Annotated in this window: 15 protein-coding genes; 13 read left to right on the forward strand and 2 right to left on the reverse strand. The window is 74.8% G+C overall.

Annotation, left to right across the window (positions count from 1 at the left end; all coding sequences use genetic code 11):
- The 4 genes from secD to OF117_RS19020 form a co-directional block, all read left to right on the forward strand.
- Window positions 1-1,221: protein translocase subunit SecD (secD, locus tag OF117_RS19005; RefSeq protein WP_263554414.1), on the forward strand; the 1,221-nt coding region annotated here is incomplete at its 5' end.
- Window positions 1,218-2,633 (forward strand): protein translocase subunit SecF, encoded by a 1,416-nt coding sequence (secF, locus tag OF117_RS19010; protein ID WP_263554415.1) that lies wholly within the window; start codon window positions 1,218-1,220, stop codon window positions 2,631-2,633. The genes secD and secF, both read left to right, overlap by 4 nt.
- The gene (locus OF117_RS19015) at window positions 2,630-3,298 is read left to right on the forward strand and encodes an adenine phosphoribosyltransferase (protein WP_318014274.1); all 669 of its coding nucleotides are present in this window, start codon (window positions 2,630-2,632) and stop codon (window positions 3,296-3,298) included. Before secF ends, OF117_RS19015 begins: the two co-directional genes overlap by 4 nt.
- 375 nt (window positions 3,299-3,673) lie before the next feature.
- On the forward strand, window positions 3,674-6,058 hold the full coding sequence (locus tag OF117_RS19020; protein ID WP_263554416.1) for a RelA/SpoT family protein: 2,385 nt from the start codon (window positions 3,674-3,676) through the stop codon (window positions 6,056-6,058).
- A 127-nt stretch (window positions 6,059-6,185) separates the two neighbouring features.
- On the opposite strand, the gene OF117_RS19025 is transcribed toward OF117_RS19020, so the two are convergent.
- The gene (locus OF117_RS19025; protein WP_263554417.1) at window positions 6,186-7,061 is read right to left on the reverse strand and encodes a peptidylprolyl isomerase; all 876 of its coding nucleotides are present in this window, start codon (window positions 7,059-7,061) and stop codon (window positions 6,186-6,188) included.
- A 180-nt stretch (window positions 7,062-7,241) separates the two neighbouring features.
- Between OF117_RS19025 and OF117_RS19030 the strand changes: the two genes are divergently transcribed.
- Genes OF117_RS19030 through aspS form a run of 4 tightly spaced genes read left to right on the forward strand, consistent with a single transcriptional unit; the run spans window position 7,242 to window position 12,035 of the window.
- Window positions 7,242-7,937: an MBL fold metallo-hydrolase gene (locus OF117_RS19030; RefSeq protein WP_263554418.1), complete on the forward strand. Its 696-nt coding sequence runs from the start codon at window positions 7,242-7,244 to the stop codon at window positions 7,935-7,937.
- A 31-nt stretch (window positions 7,938-7,968) separates the two neighbouring features.
- Window positions 7,969-9,234, forward strand: coding sequence for a histidine--tRNA ligase (gene hisS / locus OF117_RS19035; RefSeq protein ID WP_263554419.1), 1,266 nt, complete (start codon window positions 7,969-7,971; stop codon window positions 9,232-9,234).
- 38 nt (window positions 9,235-9,272) lie between these two features.
- A complete protein-coding gene (locus OF117_RS19040) occupies window positions 9,273-10,217 on the forward strand; it encodes an aldo/keto reductase (RefSeq protein WP_263554420.1) in 945 nt (314 codons plus the stop codon).
- A 39-nt stretch (window positions 10,218-10,256) separates the two neighbouring features.
- A complete protein-coding gene (aspS, locus tag OF117_RS19045; protein ID WP_263554421.1) occupies window positions 10,257-12,035 on the forward strand; it encodes an aspartate--tRNA ligase in 1,779 nt (592 codons plus the stop codon).
- A gap of 77 nt (window positions 12,036-12,112) precedes the next feature.
- Here the strand turns inward: aspS and OF117_RS19050 are convergent, their stop codons facing one another.
- Window positions 12,113-12,988 carry an aldo/keto reductase gene (locus tag OF117_RS19050; RefSeq protein WP_263554422.1) on the reverse strand — a complete coding sequence of 292 codons (876 nt, stop codon included), beginning with the start codon at window positions 12,986-12,988 and terminating at the stop codon, window positions 12,113-12,115.
- Window positions 12,989-13,106: 118 nt separating this feature from the next.
- Here OF117_RS19050 and OF117_RS19055 point away from each other — a divergent pair, with 118 nt between their 5' ends.
- The 5 genes from OF117_RS19055 to ruvX all read left to right on the forward strand — a co-directional run bounded on the left by OF117_RS19055 (window position 13,107) and on the right by ruvX (window position 18,683).
- Window positions 13,107-14,447 (forward strand): replication-associated recombination protein A, encoded by a 1,341-nt coding sequence (locus tag OF117_RS19055; RefSeq protein WP_263554423.1) that lies wholly within the window; start codon window positions 13,107-13,109, stop codon window positions 14,445-14,447.
- Between the two features lie 104 nt (window positions 14,448-14,551).
- A complete protein-coding gene (locus OF117_RS19060) occupies window positions 14,552-14,986 on the forward strand; it encodes a DUF948 domain-containing protein (RefSeq protein ID WP_263554424.1) in 435 nt (144 codons plus the stop codon).
- Window positions 14,986-15,273: a hypothetical protein gene (locus OF117_RS19065; RefSeq protein WP_263554425.1), complete on the forward strand. Its 288-nt coding sequence runs from the start codon at window positions 14,986-14,988 to the stop codon at window positions 15,271-15,273. The genes OF117_RS19060 and OF117_RS19065 overlap by 1 nt, the downstream gene beginning before the upstream one ends.
- A gap of 49 nt (window positions 15,274-15,322) precedes the next feature.
- Complete coding sequence (gene alaS / locus OF117_RS19070; RefSeq protein ID WP_263554426.1) at window positions 15,323-17,998, forward strand: alanine--tRNA ligase; 2,676 nt, start codon at window positions 15,323-15,325, stop codon at window positions 17,996-17,998.
- 4 nt (window positions 17,999-18,002) lie between these two features.
- Entirely contained in the window at window positions 18,003-18,683 is a 681-nt protein-coding gene (ruvX, locus tag OF117_RS19075) for a Holliday junction resolvase RuvX (protein WP_263554427.1), read from the forward strand.
- The last annotated feature ends 68 nt before the right edge of the window (window positions 18,684-18,751 follow it).

The raw sequence follows: 18,751 nt of genomic DNA on the forward strand, positions 1-18,751 counted from the left end.
GACGCCGCGCAGCCGACCGACGCCGCGCAGCCGACCGACGCCGCGCAGCCGACCGACGCCGCGCAGCCGACCGACGCCGCGCAGCCGACCGACGCCGCGGCGCCGGTGGACCCCGGTGCCGCCCCGGCGACCCAGGAGGAGGCGGCGGCCCGCTACGCCGAGCTGACCTGCGAGCCGGCGGACACCTCCGGCGAGGTCGCCCGGCCGGACAGCTTCCTCGCCGCCTGCAGCGAGGACGGCCAGTTCAAGTACCTGCTCGGGCCGACGATCATCGAGGGCACCGAGATCGACGACGCCTCGGCCGCCACCGAGCCGACGACCGGCGAGTGGATCGTGCTGCTGGACTTCAAGTCCGAGGCGCGGGCGACCTGGGCCGAGTACACCGCCGCGAACATCGGTCAGAACGTCGCCATCACGCTCGACGGCCGCGTGGTCTCCGCACCGAACATCACCGCCGCGATCAGCGGCCAGACGACCATCCAGGGCCAGTTCGACCAGGAGACGGCCGAGCAGCTGGCCAACCAGCTGCGCTACGGCGCCCTGCCGCTGACCTTCACCCAGGCGACCGCCGAGTCGATCTCCACCGAGCTGGGCGCCGAACAGCTCGAGGCGGGGCTGATCGCCGGTGCCATCGGCATCGCGCTGGTGTTCGTCTACGCGCTGCTCTACTACCGCCTGCTCGGCCTGGTGATGATCGCCAGCCTCGTGCTGTCCGCGGTCGTGGTGTACGCCAGCCTGGTGCTGCTCGGCCGGCAGATCGGCTTCACGCTGAGCCTCGCCGGCATCGCCGGGTTCATCGTCGCCATCGGCATCACCGCCGACTCGTTCGTCGTCTACTTCGAGCGGCTCAAGGACGAGATCCGCGAGGGCCGCACCCTGCGCTCGGCGGTGCCGCGGGCCTGGGTGCGGGCGCGGCGCACCATCCTGTCCGCCGACGCGGTCAGCTTCCTCGCCGCGGCGATCCTCTACGTCCTCGCGATCGGCGACGTGAAGGGCTTCGCGTTCACGCTGGGCCTGTCGACCGTGCTCGACCTGGTCGTCGTCTTCCTCTTCACCCACCCGCTGATGGCCGTGCTGTCCCGGTTCAAGTCCTTCGGCAGCGCCCGCTTCTCCGGGCTCGGCAGCGTCGACCGGTCCCGCCGTCCGGCCGCTCCGGCGGCGACCGCCGACCGGGAGCTGGTCGGCGCCGGCACCAGCGCACGAGACAGGAGCACCCGATGACCGGCCGCCGACCCGACGACCGGACGACGGCCACCGGCCCGCCGGCGGGCACCGACGCCGACGAGCGGCAGGACGCGGCACGCGTCGAGCGGGACGCCGCCGCGGCCGCCGACGACAGCGCGCTGGAGGAGGCCGGCCTGCCGCGGGCCGGGAGCCCGGCGGCGCGCGGCACCCGGCCCGACCGGGCCGGGCGTGCGTCCCTGGCGCACCGGTTGTACAACGGCGAGGCCGGCCTGGACGTCGTCGGCCGCAGCCGGCTGATCTACCGGGTGACCGCCGTCGTGGTGCTGCTGTGCCTGGCCGTGATGGTGCTCCGCGGCTTCAACTTCGGCATCGACTTCGCCGGCGGCAACAGCCTGCGGCTGCCCGGATCCGAGGCGCAGCTGCAGGAAGTCCGCGCGGCCGCCGAGGGCGCCGGGGCCGAGGTGGCCAGCGCCCAGGTCGTCGGCGGCGACGAGATCCTGCTGCGCACCGGGCAGCTCGACAACGACACCGAGCGCGCCGCGATCGAGGCCGTCGCCGAGGCTGCGGGCCTGCAGCCGGACCAGGTGAGCCCCGACTCGGTCAGCGCCGAATGGGGCCAGGACATCACCGACCAGGCGCTCATCGCGCTGGCGGTGTTCCTGGTGGCCGTCGTCATCTTCCTGGCCCTCCGGTTCCAGCCGAAGATGGCCATCGGCGCCATCGCCGCGCTGGCCCACGACCTCCTGGTGACGGCCGGGATCTACGCGCTGGTCGGTTTCGAGGTGACCCCGTCGACGGTCATCGGTCTGCTGACCATCCTGGGCTTCTCGCTGTACGACACCGTGGTCGTGTTCGACAAGGTCGACGAGAACACCCGCGACCTGGCCGCGGGCGCCCGCATGACCTGGGGCGAGGCGGCCAACCTCGCGGTCAACCAGACGCTGATGCGCTCGATCAACACCTCGGTCATCGCGCTGCTGCCCGTCGCGGGTCTGCTGTTCGTCGGCGCCGGCCTGCTCGGCGTCGGCACGCTCAAGGACCTCGCCCTGGTGCTGTTCGTCGGCCTGGCCGCCGGCACCTACTCGTCGATCTTCCTGGCCACGCCGATCGTCGCCGACCTGAAGGAGCGCGAGCCCGAGGTGCAGGCGCTGCGCCGCCGGGTCCTCGCCCGCCGGTCGTCGGCCGGCCGCGCGGGCGGCGTGACCGCCGCCCCGGCCGGTGGTCGCGTCGCCACCGCCCGCCGCGGCGGCGGCACTCCCCGTGCCTCCGCGGTCGCGGTCGCCGAGCGCGAGGACGAGCTGCCCGGTCCGGTGGAGGCCGACGTGGTCGTGGAATCGCCCGCCTCGGTGCGGCCGGAGCCGCGCAGCGGCGGGACGAGCACGCCGCGGCCGGGGCAGCGACCGCAGCGCCCGGGCGGGCGGCGCTCGGCCGGCAAGCGGCACCGGTGACCGGCGGCGGCGCCGTCCCGGCGGCGGACCGCGGCGCGCCCCCGACCGCGCCGGCCCCGCCGGCCGTCGGGGCACCTCCGGCGGGTCCGGAGCAGCCGCTGCATGCCCTGATCGCCGGGCTCACCGTCGACGTGCCGGACTACCCGACCGCGGGGGTCCTGTTCCGCGACCTGACGCCGGTCTTCGCCGACGGGCCGGCGTTCCGCCGCATGGTGCGGGGACTGCGGGCACCGGCGGACGCCGATCCGCGGGCGGCCGCCGTCGCCGGGCCCGACGCGCCCGGCGCGGACCCCGGGTTCGACGTCGTCGTCGGCGTGGAGGCGCGCGGCTTCCTGCTGGCCGCCGCGGTGGCGCTGGACGCCGGCGTCGGCGTGGTGCCGGTCCGCAAGGCCGGCAAGCTGCCCCGCGAGCGCATCGCCGCCGACTACGCGTTGGAGTACGGCGTGGCGACGCTGGAGATGCATGCCGACGCCCTGCGGCCCGGCCAGCGGGCGCTGGTCGTCGACGACGTGCTCGCCACCGGCGGGACCCTCGCCGCCGCGGTGGGCCTCGTCCAGCAGGTCGGCGGCGTCGTCACCGGCGTGTCGGTCGTGATCGAGCTGGCGGCACTCGGCGGCCGGGCGCGCATCGCGCCGCACGTCGTGCACGCCCTGTGGACGACGTGACGCGGCGCCCAGCGCCCGCTCGACCGGCCTCCGCCGGCCGCTGACCCGCAGTCCTCCCACCCGGACGGGGTGGCCGGGCGCGCAGCCCGGCTAGCATGGGGGCGCTCCGCTTTCCACAGCCCTGCAGGAGTCGCCGTGGCCCCGGACGTCGCCGCCGACGCGGTCCCCGGCGCGCCCGCGCCCACGGCCGCCCCGCCCGACGCGCCCGATGCGGCGCCGTCCCCCCGGACGCCGCCCAGCGACGCGCGGGTCACCGGAGCGGAGACCTCCGGGGCATCGTCGTCCGGGGCGTCGTCGTCCGGGGCGTCGTCGTCCGGGGCGTCGTCGTCCGGAGCGTCGTCGTCCGGGGCGTCCTCGTCCTTGGCTTCGTCGTCCGTGGCGACGTCCGCCGGAGCGCCGGCCCCCACGCGCCCGCCGCTGCCCGACCGCCCCGGGAGCCGCCGTCCCGAGGACGTCGCCACCGAGCCGTTCGACGGCGACGGTGTCGCTCCGCGCCGCCGGGTGCGCGACCGGCTGGTCCGCCGGATCACCGCGGGCCAGCGCAGCGGCCCGGTACGCCCGGTGCTCGAGCCGCTGGCCGCGCTGCACCGGCAGAGCCACCCGAAGGCCGACCTCGCGCTGCTGCAGCGGGCCTACGACGTCGCCGAGGCCGCGCACGCCCAGCAGAAGCGCAAGAGCGGCGACCCGTACATCACCCACCCGCTCGCCGTGGCCACCGTGCTGGCCGGGCTGGGCATGGACACCACGACGCTGGTCGCCGCGCTCCTGCACGACACCGTGGAGGACACCGGCGCCACGATCGAGTCGATCACCGCCGACTTCGGCCCCGAGGTCGCGCACCTCGTCGACGGCGTCACCAAGATCGACAAGGTGAAGCTGGGAGACGCCGCCCAGGCCGAGACGATCCGCAAGATGATCGTCGCCATGGCCCGCGACCCGCGGGTGCTGGTCATCAAGCTGGCCGACCGGCTGCACAACATGCGCACGCTGCGCTTCCTCCCGCCGGAGAAGCAGGAGAAGAAGGCGCGCGAGACGCTGGAGATCCTCGCCCCGCTGGCCCACCGGCTGGGCATGAACACGATCAAGTGGGAGCTGGAGGACCTCGCGTTCGCCACGCTCTACCCGAAGCGCTACGACGAGATCGTCCGGCTGGTCGCCGAGCGCGCGCCGTCGCGGGACACCTACCTGGCCGAGGTCACCTCGGCGGTGAGCGAGCAGCTGAAAGGGGCCAAGATCGAGGCGGTCGTCACCGGCCGCCCCAAGCACTACTACTCGATCTACCAGAAGATGATCGTGCGCGGTCGCGACTTCACCGACATCTGGGACCTGGTCGGCATCCGCATCCTGGTCGACTCGGTCCGCGACTGCTACGCGGCGCTGGGCATCATGCACGCGCACTGGCAGCCGGTGCCGGGCCGGTTCAAGGACTTCGTCGCGATGCCGAAGTTCAACATGTACCAGTCGCTGCACACGACGGTGATCGGCCCGCAGGGCAAGCCGGTCGAGCTGCAGATCCGGACGCACGACATGCACCGCACCGCCGAGTACGGCATCGCGGCGCACTGGAAGTACAAGGAGAAGGCGAAGGCCGGCGGCAAGCCCGGGCCCGGCGAGCTCGGCGCGCCCAGGGGAGGCTCGCCCGACGACATGCTGTGGCTGCGCCAGCTGCTCGACTGGCAGCGCGAGGCGCAGGAGCCGGGCGAGTTCCTGGAAACGCTGCGCTACGACCTCGGACCGCAGGAGGTCTTCGTCTTCACGCCGAAGGGCGACGTGATCAGCCTGCCCGGCGACTCGACGCCGGTCGACTTCGCCTACGCGGTGCACACCGAGGTGGGCCACCGGTGCATCGGAGCCCGGGTGAACGGCACCCTGGTGTCGCTGGAGAGCAAGCTGTCCAACGGCGACGTGGTCGAGATCTTCACCTCCCGGTCGCCGACGGCCGGTCCCTCGCAGGACTGGCTGTCCTTCGTCGGGTCCTCCCGGGCGCGCACCAAGATCCGCCAGTGGTTCACCAAGGAGCGCCGCGAGGACGCCGTCGACGCGGGCAAGGAGGCGCTGACCCGGGCGATGCGCAAGGCCGGGCTGCCGCTGCAGCGCCTGCTCGGCGGCGAGGCCCTGTCCACCCTGGCCAAGGACCTCCGCTACGCCGACGTCACCGCCCTGTACGCGGCGGTGGGGGAGAACCAGATCTCCGCCGCCTCGGTGGTCGACAAGCTGATGACGGCGCTCGGCGGCGCCGAGGGCGCCACCGAGGACATCGCCGAGACCGCCATCCCCACCCGGCGCCCGGTGCGCCGCCGGCCGTCGTCCGGCGAACCGGGCGTCGTCGTCCACGGGATGACCGACGTGTGGGCCAAGCTCGCCAAGTGCTGCACGCCGGTGCCCGGCGACGGAATCCTCGGCTTCGTCACCCGCGGCGGCGGGGTGAGCGTGCACCGCACCGACTGCACCAACGCCGCCGACCTCCAGCGCAAGCCCGAGCGGCTGGTCGAGGTGGAGTGGGCCAACGCCCCCGGCTCGGTGTTCCTCGTGGCCATCCAGGTCGAGGCGCTCGACCGGCACCGCCTGCTGTCCGACGTCACCAAGGCGCTGGCCGACGAGCGGGTCAACATCCTGTCGGCCTCGGTGCAGACCAGCCGTGACCGGGTGGCGATCAGCCGGTTCACCTTCGAACTGGCCGACCCCGCGCACCTGGGCTCGGTGCTGCAGACGGTGCGCAACGTCGACGGCGTCTTCGACGTCGAGCGCGTCACCGCGTAGCGCCCCGGCTCTCCGGCCCCGGCGGGCGGCCGCCCCCCGCCGCGCTCCCGCCGCGCTCCCGCCGCCCCCGCCGTCGGGGGAGCGAAGCGGTCAGGGGACGACGGGGACGGCGAGCCGGCGCCCGGGATCAGCCGACGACGGCGACGTCCTGGACGGTCACGGGCAGGTTCGGCGCCCCACCGCCGGGGCTGGGCTCGAACGAGCCGTCGTCGCCCGCCGCGGCGATCCGGTCGAGCACCTGCAGCCCGGCCTCGTCGACCGTGCCGACCACCGTGTAGTCCGGCGCCAGCTGCGCGTCGGTGAAGACCAGGAAGAACTGGCTGCCGGTGGTGCCCGGATCCGCGCTCTTGGCCATCGCGATGGTGCCGCGGGGGTAGGTGGTCTCCGGGGTCACCTCCTCGGCGAAGCGGTACGCCGGCCCCCCGCCGCCGGTGCCCGAGGGGTCACCGCACTGCAGCACGCCGAAGGTCGGCTGGGTGACCAGCCGGTGGCACGGGCTGCCGGTGAAGAAGTCCTGCTCGGCGAGGTGGGTGAAGCTGGCCGCCGCGCACGGGGCGAGCGAGCGGTCGAGCGTGAGGGTCAGCTCGCCCTGGTCGGTGGTCATCCGCAGCGTGGTCGTGCCCTGGGCCGGCGTCGCCCCCGGGTTCGGCGGCGTGCCGACGTCGGTCACGTCCGGCGCGTCGGTCGGCGTGGGCGCGTACGTGCAGGTGACCGTGCCGTCAGGGTTGGTCGACGGGGCCGGCGGGGCGCTCGTCGGCGCCGCGGCGGCGGTCTGCGCGGCGCCCGGGGTCGCCGTCGCGTCGGCGGCGGCGTCGGAGGCCGGGTCGCCGCCACCGATGACGCCGGTGCCGAGCAGGACCACCCCGGTGACCACCAGCGCGGCGACGACGGCGGCGACGATGCCGGTGTTCCGGCGGCGCCGGCGGGCCGCGTCGGCCCGCCGCTCGAGCTGGCGCTGCAGGTGGCGCTGCGCGGCCTCGCGGCGCTGCTTGTTCGTGGGCACGGGGCAGGGCTCCTCGGGGTGCTGCGATCGCGTCGGGCGGGCCGGGAGCTGGCGGGGCAGCGCGTCCGGCACCGGTCGACCCGCGAGTGTAGGTGGCGAGCCTGGCCGTCCCCCGGACGCGGCGGGCCCGCCTGCCCCCGGCGCGGCGGGCGGGTGATCACCCGCGCGTAACCTGCACGGGTGCTCATCCGCTCCTTCCCGGCCGGCGTGTTCGGCACCAACTGCTACGCGGTCGCCCCCGGCCCGGGGCAGGAGTGCGTGGTGGTCGACCCCGGCATGGACGCCGTCGAGCCGCTGGCCCGCCTGCTCGCCGACGACGGGCTCAAGCCGGTCGCCGTGGTGCTGACCCACGGGCACCTCGACCACACCTTCTCGGTGCTCCCGGTCTGCGACGGCTACGACATCCCCGCCTACCTGCACCCCGCCGACTCCGGCATGCTCGCCGACCCCGCGCGCTGGCACGGTCCCGCGCTGGCCCCCCTGATCACCGGCGCCCGGCTGCCCGACCCCGCCGAGGTCCGGCCGCTGGACGACGGCGCGGTGCTCCCCCTCGCGGGCGTGGAGCTCACCGTGCGGCACGCGCCCGGCCACACCCGCGGCTCGGTGGTCTTCTCCCTCGACCTGGGGGAGGCGCCCGGCCTGCTGGCCGGCGACGTGCTGTTCGCCGGCTCGGTCGGCCGGGTCGACCTGCCGGGTGGCTCGTGGGAGGACATGCTGCGCTCGCTGCGCGACGTCGTCCTGCCCCTGGACGACGCGACGGTGGTGCTGCCCGGGCACGGGCCGGCCACGACGGTCGGCCGGGAGCGCGCGACCAACCCCTACCTCGCGGAGGCCGCGGCGGGGGCCGGCGCGCCGCCCGCGCGGAGGGGGCTGTGAGGAGTCGACGGGGACCGCGGAGGCGACCGCTGTGACCGACGTGCTGCGCGCGCCGAAGGGCACGTTCGACACGCTGCCGCCGGACTCCGAGCGCTTCCTCGCCGTCCGCGACGCGCTCGTCGCGCCGCTGCGCCGGGCCGGCTACGGCTACGTCGAGACGCCGGTGTTCGAGGAGACCGCCGTCTTCTCCCGGGGGGTGGGGGAGTCCACCGACGTCGTGACGAAGGAGATGTACACCTTCGACGACCGCGGCGGCCGCTCGCTCACCCTCCGCCCGGAGCTGACCGCCGGGCTGGTGCGGGCCTTCATCGAGCACCGGCTGCACACCGGCGCCCTGCCGGTCAAGCTGTGGACGGTCGGGTCGGCGTTCCGCTACGAGCGGCCGCAGGCCGGCCGGTACCGGCACTTCACCCAGGTCGACATGGAGGCCCTCGGCGTCGACGACCCGGCGCTGGACGCCGAGGTCGTGGCGCTGGGCGTGCAGGGCTTCCGCGACCTGGGGCTGACCGACTTCGAGCTGCTGCTCACCTCGCTCGGCGACGCCACCTGCCGGCCGCAGTACCGCGAGTTGCTCGTCGAGTACCTGGCCGAGCTCGACCTGGACGACGACACCCGGCGCCGGGCGGAGATCAACCCGCTGCGGGTGCTCGACGACAAGCGCCCCGAGGTCCAGGCGCAGCTGGACGACGCCCCGCTGATGGTCGACCACCTGTCGGACTCGACCAGGGCGCACTACGACGCCGTCCGGCAGCACCTCACCGATCTCGGCGTCACCTGGAGCGAGGCACCCAAGCTCGTCCGCGGCTTGGACTACTACACGAAGACGACGTTCGAGTTCGTGCACCACGGCCTCGGCTCGCAGTCGGCCATCGGCGGCGGCGGGCGCTACGACGGGTTGTCGGCGGCGCTCGGCGGGCCGGACGTCTCGGGCATCGGCTACGCGGTCGGGGTCGACCGGACGCTGCTCGCCGTCCAGGCCGAGGGGCTGGACGTCGTCGCGCGGACCGGCGTCCAGGTGTTCGTCGTCCACCTGGGCGCGGAGGCCAAGCGGGTCGCCGTACGGCTGGTCGGCCGGCTGCGGCAGGCGGGGGTGGCGGCCGACACCGTGTACGGCGACCGCGGGCTCAAGGGCGCGATGAAGGCCGCCGACCGCTCCGGCGCCTCGCACGCGGTGGTCATCGGCGAGCGCGACCTGGCCGACGGCGTCGGGCAGCTCAAGGACCTGCGCAGCGGCGAGCAGCGCGCCGTCCCGGTCGGGGAGCTGTTCGAGACCGTCCGTGCCACGGTGGGGGGATGAACATGGAGCAGCGGCCTCTCGGGCGGACGGGAGCCGACGTGTCCGTCGTCGGCCTGGGCACCTGGCAGCTCGGCGCCGACTGGGGGAACGTCGACGACGACACCGCCGGTGAAGTGCTCGACGCCGCGCTGGACGCCGGTGTGACCCTGCTGGACACCGCCGACGTCTACGGCGGCGGGCGGTCCGAGGAGCGCATCCGCAGGGCCCTGGCACCGCGGTCGGACCGGCCCTTCGTCGCCACCAAGGCGGGCCGTCAGGCCAACCCGCACACCGCCGACCAGTACTCGGCGGACAACCTGCGGGGCTGGGTCGACCAGTCGCGGCGCAACCTGGGCGTCGACACCCTCGACCTCGTGCAGCTGCACTGCCCGCCGACGGAGGTCTACTCGGACCAGCGCGTCTACGACGCCCTCGACCGCCTGGTCGAGGAGGGGGCGATCGCCGCCTACGGCGTCTCGGTGGAGACGGTGGCGGAGGGTTTGACCGCCCTGCAGCACCCCGGCGTGCAGACCATCCAGGTCATCCTCAACATCTTCCGGCGCAAGCCGCTCGAGGAGCTGCTGCCCGCGGCGCAGAAGGCGCAGGTCGGGATCCTCGCGCGGGTGCCGCTGGCCAGCGGCCTGCTCACGGGCAAGTACGACGAGACCACCTCCTTCGCCCCCGACGACCACCGCAACTTCAACCGCCGCGGCGAGGCCTTCGACGTGGGCGAGACCTTCGCCGGCGTGCCCTTCGAGGTCGGCGTGGCCGCCGCGCGCCAGGTCGCCGAGATCGCCGGCGATGCGCCGACCGCCGCCTTCGCGCTGCGCTGGGTCATCGATCAGCCCGGCGTCACCACCGTCATCCCAGGCGCCCGCTCGGTGGAGCAGGTGCGCGGCAACGTGGCCGCCGCCGCCCTGCCGCCGCTGACCACCACCCAGCTGGCCGACCTCGAGCGCGTCTACGACGAGCGCGTCCGCGCGCACGTGCACGACCGCTGGTAGCCCGACCGCTCGTATTCGTTCCTCCCGAAAGGCACTCCCTTGCTGCGCACCCACGACGCCGGCACGCTGCGCGCGTCCGACGCAGGTTCCACCGTCACCCTCGCCGGCTGGGTCGCCCGTCGGCGCGACCACGGCGGCGTGGTGTTCGTCGACCTCCGCGACGCGTCGGGCTACGTGCAGGTCGTCGTCCGCGAGGAGGAGGCGCACCACCTGCGCGCGGAGTTCTGCGTGCTGGTGACCGGGGAGGTGCGGCGCCGTCCCGAGGGCAACGAGAACCCCGAGCTGCCGACCGGCGGGATCGAGGTGGCGGCGTCGTCGTTGGAGGTGCTCTCGGCGGCGGCCCCGCTGCCGTTCCCGGTCGAGACCGACGCGGCGGCCGGTGACGACGTCCGGTACCGGTACCGCTACCTGGACCTGCGCCGGCAGGGCCCGGCCCGGGCGCTGCGGCTGCGCTCGGAGGTCAACCGCATCGCCCGCGGGATCATGGCCGCGCACGGCTTCGTCGAGGTGGAGACGCCGAACCTGACCCGCTCGACGCCGGAGGGCGCCCGCGACTTCGTCGTCCCGGTGCGGCTGCAGCCCGGCTCCTGGTACGCGCTGCCGCAGTCGCCGCAGCTGTTCAAGCAGCTGCTCATGATCAGCGGGCTCGAGCGCTACTACCAGATCGCGCGCTGCTTCCGCGACGAGGACTTCCGCGCCGACCGGCAGCCGGAGTTCACCCAGCTGGACTTCGAGATGAGCTTCGTCTCCCGCGAGGACGTGCTGGCCGTGGTCGAGGCCGTCGTCCGGGCGCTGTGGAAGGAGCTCGCCGGCTACGACGTCCCGTCGCTGCCCCGGATGACCTACCGGGAAGCGATGGACCGGTTCGGCTCGGACAAGCCCGACCTGCGCTACGACGTCGAACTGACTGAACTCACCGGGTACTTCGCCGACACCCCCTTCCGGGTGTTCCAGGCGCCGTACGTGGGCGCGGTCGTGATGCCCGGCGGCGGGTCGCAGCCCCGCCGCGCCTTCGACGCCTGGCAGGACTGGGCGAGGTCGCGGGGCGCGCGCGGGCTGGCGTACGTGACCGTCGGCGAGGACGGCGAGCTCGGCGGGCCGGTCGCGAAGAACATCTCGGACGCCGAACGCGCGGGGCTGGTCGAGGCCGTCGGTGCCTCGCCCGGTGACTGCGTGTTCTTCGCGGCCGGCGCCCGGAAGCCGTCGCAGGAGCTGCTGGGCGCGGCGCGCGTGGAGGTCGCGCGGCGGCTGGAGCTCGCGCGACCGGGCACCTGGTCGATGCTGTTCGTCGTCGACTTCCCGATGTTCGAGCAGACCGAGAGCGGTGACTGGACCTTCACCCACCACCCGTTCACCTCGCCCACGCCGGAGTGGCGCGACCGCTTCGAGCAGGACAAGGCGGCGGCGCTCTCGGACGCCTACGACCTGGTGGTCAACGGCAACGAGCTGGCCAGCGGCTCGGTCCGGATCCACGACGCGGCGCTCCAGGAGCGGGTGTTCGAGACCCTCGGCATGTCGGCCGAGGAGGCCCGCGAGCGGTTCGGCTTCTTCCTGGAGGCGTTCTCCTACGGCCCGCCGCCGCACGCCGGGGCGGCGATCGGCTGGGACCGCACCTGCGCCCTGCTGGCCGGCGTCGACTCGATCCGCGAGGTCATCGCCTTCCCGAAGACCGGTGCCGGCTACGACCCGCTGACCGGGGCGCCGACGCCGATCACCGAGGAGCAGCGCAAGGAGGCCGGCGTCGACGTCCGGCCCGACGAGCCGCCGCTCCCCGACGAGCCCGGCGGCCCCGGCTCGCCGCATCCCATCCGCCGCTGACCCCGCCCCGTCCCCTCGAGTCGATCATCGTCGGATGGCTGCGCGACACGCCGGCGGGACCAGCCGTCCGACGATGGTCAACTTCCGTCCAGGAGGGCGAGGCGGGCGGGGGAGAGCTCCAGGTCGGCCGCCGCGGCGGAGTCGGTGATGGACGACGGCTTGGAGGCGCCGGGGATGGGGACGACGACGCCGGCCTGCGCGAGGTGCCAGGCGAGCGCCACCCGGTGCACCGAGACGCCCAGCTCCTCGGCGACGGCCGCGAACCCCGGCGCCGCCGAGCCCAGCGACCCCGCCGAGCCGACGCCCCCGAACGGCGACCACGGCAGGAAGGCCAGCCCGTGCCGGGCGCAGTGGGCCAGCTCGCCGGCCGACGACCGGTAGCCCGGCGAGAACTGGTTCTGCACCGCGACCAGGGCGTCGCCGAGCACGGACCGCGCCGCGTCGATCTGCGCGACGTCGGCGTTGGAGATGCCGACCATCCGCACCAGCCCGTCGTCGAAGAGCGCGCGCATCCCGGCCATCGACTCCTCCCACGGGGTGGCCGGGTCGGGCCGGTGGAACTGGTAGAGCCCGATCGCCTCGACCCCCAGCCGGCGCAGCGACGCCTCGCACGCCCGCCGCAGGTAGGCCGGCGACCCGTCCAGTCCCCACGCGCGGCCCTCCCGGGTGTGCCCGCCCTTGGTCGCCACCAGCACCGACGACGCGTCGCCGCCCCACGAGCGCAGCGCCCGCGCCACGAGCTCCTCGTTGTGCCCGAACTCGCCCTCGTCCAGCGCGTAGGCGTCGGCGGTGTCGATGAGCGTCACCCCTGCGTCGAGGGCGGCGTGCACGGTCTTCTCGGCGTCGGCGGGCGAGGGCCGGTCCTCCTTCGTCGACAGGGGCATCGCCCCGAGGCCGATGGCGCCGACCGCGACGGTGCCGACGGTGGGGTTGCCGATGGTGCGCTGCTGCACGGGTGCCTCCGGGTTCGGGACGACGGGCCGGATCCGTCGTGCCCCACGGGTAGCGTCGCAACCCTGGGCGGAAGGCATGTGGGAGCCGAGCGCCTCGCACGAGCGGAGAGAGGGCACCGTGGCTTCGCTGTTCGACGGCGCGGACGACGTCGGCGGTGTCGCCGACGCGGTCGACCCCGGGGCGCCGCTCGCCGTGCGGATGCGGCCGCGCTCGCTCGACGAGGTGGTCGGCCAGCAGCACCTGCTCGGCCCGCGCGCGCCGCTGCGCCGGCTCGTCGAGGCCGACGAGCCGATGTCGCTGGTGCTCTACGGCCCGCCCGGCACCGGCAAGACCACGCTGGCGCACGTCGTCTCGCTGGCCACGAAGCGCCAGTTCGTGCAGCTGTCGGCGCTCGACTCCGGCGTCAAGGAGGTCCGCGCCGTCATCCAGGCGGCCAAGCGCGAGCTCACCTACGCCGGCCGGCGCACCGTGCTGTTCATCGACGAGGTGCACCGCTTCTCCAAGACCCAGCAGGACAGCCTGCTGTCCGCCGTCGAGGACCGGATCGTCAGCCTCGTCGCGGCCACCACGGAGAACCCGTTCTTCTCCGTGGTGAGCCCGCTGCTGAGCCGCAGCCTGGTGCTCGCCCTGCAGCCGCTCTCCGACGACGACGTCCGCACGGTGCTGCGCCGCGCCCTCACCGGCGAGCGGGGTCTGGCCGGCGCCGTCACGCTCACCGACGAGGCGGAGGAGCACCTGGTCCGCATCGCCGGGGGCGACGCCCGCAAGGCGCTCACCGCGATGGAGTCCGGCGCCGGGGCGGCGCAGGGCGCCGGATCGGCGGTGGTCGACCTCGCCACGCTGGAGACCGCCGTCGCGCAGGCCGCCGTCCGCTACGACCGGCAGGGCGACCAGCACTACGACGTCGCCAGCGCGCTGATCAAGTCGATCCGCGGCAGCGACGTCGACGCCGCGCTGCACTACCTGGCCCGCATGGTCGAGGCGGGGGAGGACCCGCGCTTCATCGCGCGGCGGCTGGTCATCTCCGCCAGCGAGGACATCGGCATGGCCGACCCGACGGCGCTGCCCACCGCGGTGGCCGCCATGCAGGCGGTGCAGTTCATCGGCATGCCCGAGGGGCACTTCCCGCTCGCGCAGGCCGTCGTCCACCTGGCCACCGCGCCCAAGTCCAACGCGGTCACCGTGGCGATGGGCGAGTCGGTCGCCGACGTCCGGGCGGGGCTGGGCGGCCCGGTGCCGGCGGGCCTGCGCGACGCGCACTACCCGGGCGCGAAGAAGCTCGGCCACGGCACGACCTACCGCTACCCGCACGACACGCCCGAGGGCATCGTGGCCCAGCAGTACCCGCCCGACGCGCTGGTCGGCCGCGACTACTACCGGCCGACGACGCGCGGCGCGGAGGGGCCGCTGGCCGCACGACTGGTCAAGCTGCGGGCCATCCTGCGCCGCGGCAGGTGAGCGCGCCGTGGCCCCGCTCGGGTCGGATGGCCGCCGGCGCGCCCGGCTAGGGTGATCGGCGCCGGGCGCGAGCCGTTCCGGCTCGCCGACGACGAGGAGACCGCGTGTCCGCAGGAGAGTGGGCCGGGCTGATCGCAGCCCTCGCCCTGGTGGTCCTGGTGCTGCTGCTGGCCGTCCCGCTGCTCAAGCTCGGGCGCACGCTCGACGAGACCACGCTGACCATCCGCCAGGCACGCGAGCAGGCCCAGCCGATCCTGACCCAGGCGCAGACCACCGTCGCGCACGTGAACAGCAACCTGGAGCGGGTCGACGACATCACCGGCAACGCGGCGAACGTCTCCAGCAACGTGGCCGCCCTCACCAGCGTCGTGGCCGCCACCCTCGGCAGCCCGCTGATCAAGATCGCCGCGTTCACCTACGGCGTGCGCACCGCGGCACGCAAGAAGCGGGAGGGCCAGGCCATCGCCGACGCCGCCGCCCGTGACAAGGCCGCCCGCCGCGAGCGCCGCGCGGCCCGGCGCGCCGGGCGGGCCGCCTGATGCGCCGGCTGTTCTGGCTGGCCATGGGCATCACCATCGGCGTGCTCGTCGTGCGCAAGCTGTCGGCCGCCGCCGACCGGCTGACCCCGCAGAGCCTGGCCGGGTCGCTGGCCGAGGGGCTGCGCGACCTGGCCGAGGCGATCGGCGACTTCGGCGCCGACGTCCGCGCCGCCGCGGCCACCCGCGAGCAGGAGCTGCGCGCCGGCACCGGCCTCGACGCCCCGCTGCCCGACCGCGACGAGACCCCGCTGCCGCAGCGGCGCGGCGCGCACGCCGCCGACAACTGACCCTCCGCCGGGCACGCACCGCGCCCGGCCCCGCCGAACCGGACACCAGATGCAGACCGCCGAGATCCGCCGCCGCTTCCTCGAGCACTTCGCCGAGCGCGGGCACACCGTCGTCCCCAGCGCCTCGCTGGTCAGCCCCGACCCGTCGCTGCTGTTCACGGTGGCCGGCATGGTCCCGTTCATCCCGTACCTCACCGGCCGGGAGCCCGCGCCGTTCCCCCGGGCGGCCAGCGTGCAGAAGTGCGTGCGCACCCTCGACATCGAGGAGGTCGGCAAGACCACCCGCCACGGCACGTTCTTCCAGATGAACGGCAACTTCTCCTTCGGCGACTACTTCAAGGAAGGCGCGATCCAGCACGCCTGGGACCTGGTCACGGGCAAGACCGACGAGGGCGGGCTGGGCTTCGACCCGGAGACGATCTGGGCCACCGTCTACCTGGACGACGACGAGGCCGCCGACGCCTGGAAGCGGATCGCCGGCCTGCCCGACGAGCGGATCCAGCGCCGCGGGCGGAAGGACAACTACTGGCACACCGGCCAACCCGGCCCCGGCGGCCCGTGCAGCGAGATCTACGTCGACCGCGGCCCCGAGCACGGCCGGGACGGCGGCCCGGTCGTCGACGAGGAGCGGTTCCTGGAGATCTGGAACCTGGTCTTCATGCAGTACGAGCTCGACGACGTGCGGAGCAAGGAGGACTTCCGCATCGTCGGCGACCTGCCGAAGAAGAACATCGACACCGGCATGGGCCTGGAGCGGGTGGCCTACCTGCTGCAGGGCGTGGACAACCTGTACGAGATCGACGAGGTCGCCCCGGTGCTGCGCCGCGCCGCCGAGCTGGCCGGCGTCACCTACGGCCGGGGGCACGACGACGACGTCCGGCTGCGGGTCGTCGCCGACCACGTCCGCAGCGGGCTGATGCTCATCGGCGACGGCGTCACGCCCGGCAACGAGGGCCGCGGCTACATCCTGCGCCGGCTGCTGCGCCGCGCCGTCCGCTCGATGAAGCTGCTCGGCGTCGACGAGGCGACCCTGCCGGAGCTGCTGCCGGTCTCCCGCGACGCGATGAAGGCCAGCTACCCGGAGCTGGAGACCGACTTCGCCCGCATCTCCGCCGTCGCCTACGCCGAGGAGGAGGCCTTCCGCCGCACCCTCACCTCCGGCACCGCGCTGTTCGACACCGCGGTCGGCGAGGCGCGGAAGGCGGGCGCGGCGACGCTGTCGGGCGCGCAGGCGTTCAGCCTGCACGACACCTACGGGTTCCCGATCGACGTCACCCTCGAGATGGCCGCCGAGCAGGGCGTGACCGTCGACGAGGCGGGTTTCCGCGCCCTCATGCAGGAGCAGCGCGACCGCGCCCGCGCCGACGCACGGGCCAAGAAGACCGGCGCGATCGACGTCGCCGCCTATCGCGAGCTGCTCGCCGCCCACGGCCCGACCGACTGGCGGGCCTACACGACGCTGCGCACCGATTCCCGCGTGCTTGGTGTGGTGTCCGGCGACGAGGACGGCCCGGGGGTCGCCGCCGCCGGCGAGATCACCCGGGTGGTGCTGGACCGGACGCCGTTCTACGCCGAGTCCGGCGGACAGGTCGCCGACGCCGGCCTGCTCAGCTGGGACGGCGGGCGCGCCGAGGTGCTCGACGTGCAGCGACCGGTCAAGGGCCTGGTCGCCCACCAGGTCCGGGTCCTGGAGGGCGAGCTGCGCACCGGTGCCGCGCTGGTCGCCGAGGTCGACCGCGAGTGGCGGCTGTCGGCCTGCCAGGCCCACTCGGGCACCCACGTCGTCCACGCCGCGCTGCGGCAGGTGCTCGGCCCGCAGGCCCTGCAGTCGGGCTCCTACAACCGCCCCGGTTACCTGCGGCTGGACTTCGCCTGGCAGGGCGCGCTCACCCAGCAGCAGCGCACCGACATCGAGGACGTCGCCAACGCCGCCGTCCGCGCCGACCACACCGTCACCGCGAACTACATGACGCTGCCCGAGGCGCAGGCGATCGGCGCGCTGGCGCTGTTCGGCGAGACCTACGGCGAGAAGGTGCGGGTCGTCGAGATCGGCGGGCCGTGGTCGCGGGAGCTCTGCGGCGGCACGCACGTCCGGGGCAGCGCGCAGATCGGCACGATCGCCCTCACCGGCGAGTCGTCGGTGGGCTCCGGCGCCCGCCGGGTCGAGGCCGTCGTCGGGCTCGAGGGCTTCCGCTACCTCGCGCGCGAGCGCGACCTGGTCCGCCAGCTGGCCGACCTGCTGAAGACGCCGGCCGACGGCCTCGCCGAGCGGGTCAGCGGCATGCTCGCCCGGCTGCGCGACGTCGACCGGGAGCTGGCCGACCTGCGCGCCCAGCAGACGCTGGCCGCCGCGGGCTCGCTGGCCGCGGCGGCGCACGACGTGGGCGGGGTCGCCGTCGTGACCGGTTCCCCGGCCGGGCTGGCCGGTGGGGATCTGCGCTCCCTCGCCCTCGACGTCCGGGGACGGCTGCCCGGCGACAGGCCGTCGGTGGTCCTGCTCGTCTCGGAATCCGGTGGCAAGGTGGCACTCGTCGCGGCGCTCAACCCCGCGGCGCAGGAGGCGGGCCTGTCGGCCAGCGACGTGCTGCGGGCGGCCGCGGCACCGGTCGGCGGACGTGGGGGCGGCAAGCCCGACGTCGCCCAGGGCGGCGGTACCGACCCCTCGGGCATCCCCGCTGCCCTGGAGGCCGGCGAGCAGGCGGTTGCGACCGCCACGAGGAGGTGACCCCGTGCCCGAGCGCGAGCACACCGGATCCGACGACACCGGCCCGGTCGGCGGACGGCGGCGTGAGCTGCCCGCCGTGCCCCCCGCGCGGCAGCGGCCGGCACCACCCGCCGAGCAGCCGGGCCACCACCCGACGACGGAGATCGACCTCAGCCGCGGCATCCCGGCACCACCCCGGCACGAGACCACCGAGATCGACCTGAGCGGCGGCTGGCCGCAGCACCTGCGGGTGCCGCCGCCGCCCGCTCCGCCGCGGCGCGGCGGCCGGGTCATGGGCGTCGACGTCGGCTCGGTCCGCGTCGGCGTGGCGCTGTCCGACCCGACCGGCACCCTGGCCAGCCCGCTCGAGACGTTGCGCCGCTCCCGGGACGGCGCCGACCTCGACCGGCTCGCCCAGCTCGTGGCCGAACACGAGGTGACGGAGGTGGTCGTGGGGGAGCCGAGGCACCTGTCGGGTGCGTCGGGCGCCTCGGCCCGGGACGCCGACGCCTACTCTCAGGCATTGGCCGGTCGCATAGCGGATGTGCCGGTGCACCTGATCGACGAGAGGCTCTCCACCGTGACCGCAGCCCAGCACCTGCGCGCGGGCGGCATCGACAGCCGCCGGCAGCGGCCGGTGATCGACCAGGCGGCGGCCGTGGTCATCCTCCAGCACTACCTCGACGCCAGGCAGGCGCGGCCGTGAGCGACGCGGGAGGGCCGCCGCGGGCCCGACATCCCTGGGCTCCCGACCGCCCGGGCGGTCGGGGAACC

Origin of the sequence: Geodermatophilus sp. YIM 151500 (assembly GCF_025716945.1) — a bacterium.
Classification (GTDB): Bacteria; Actinomycetota; Actinomycetes; order Mycobacteriales; family Geodermatophilaceae; genus YIM-151500.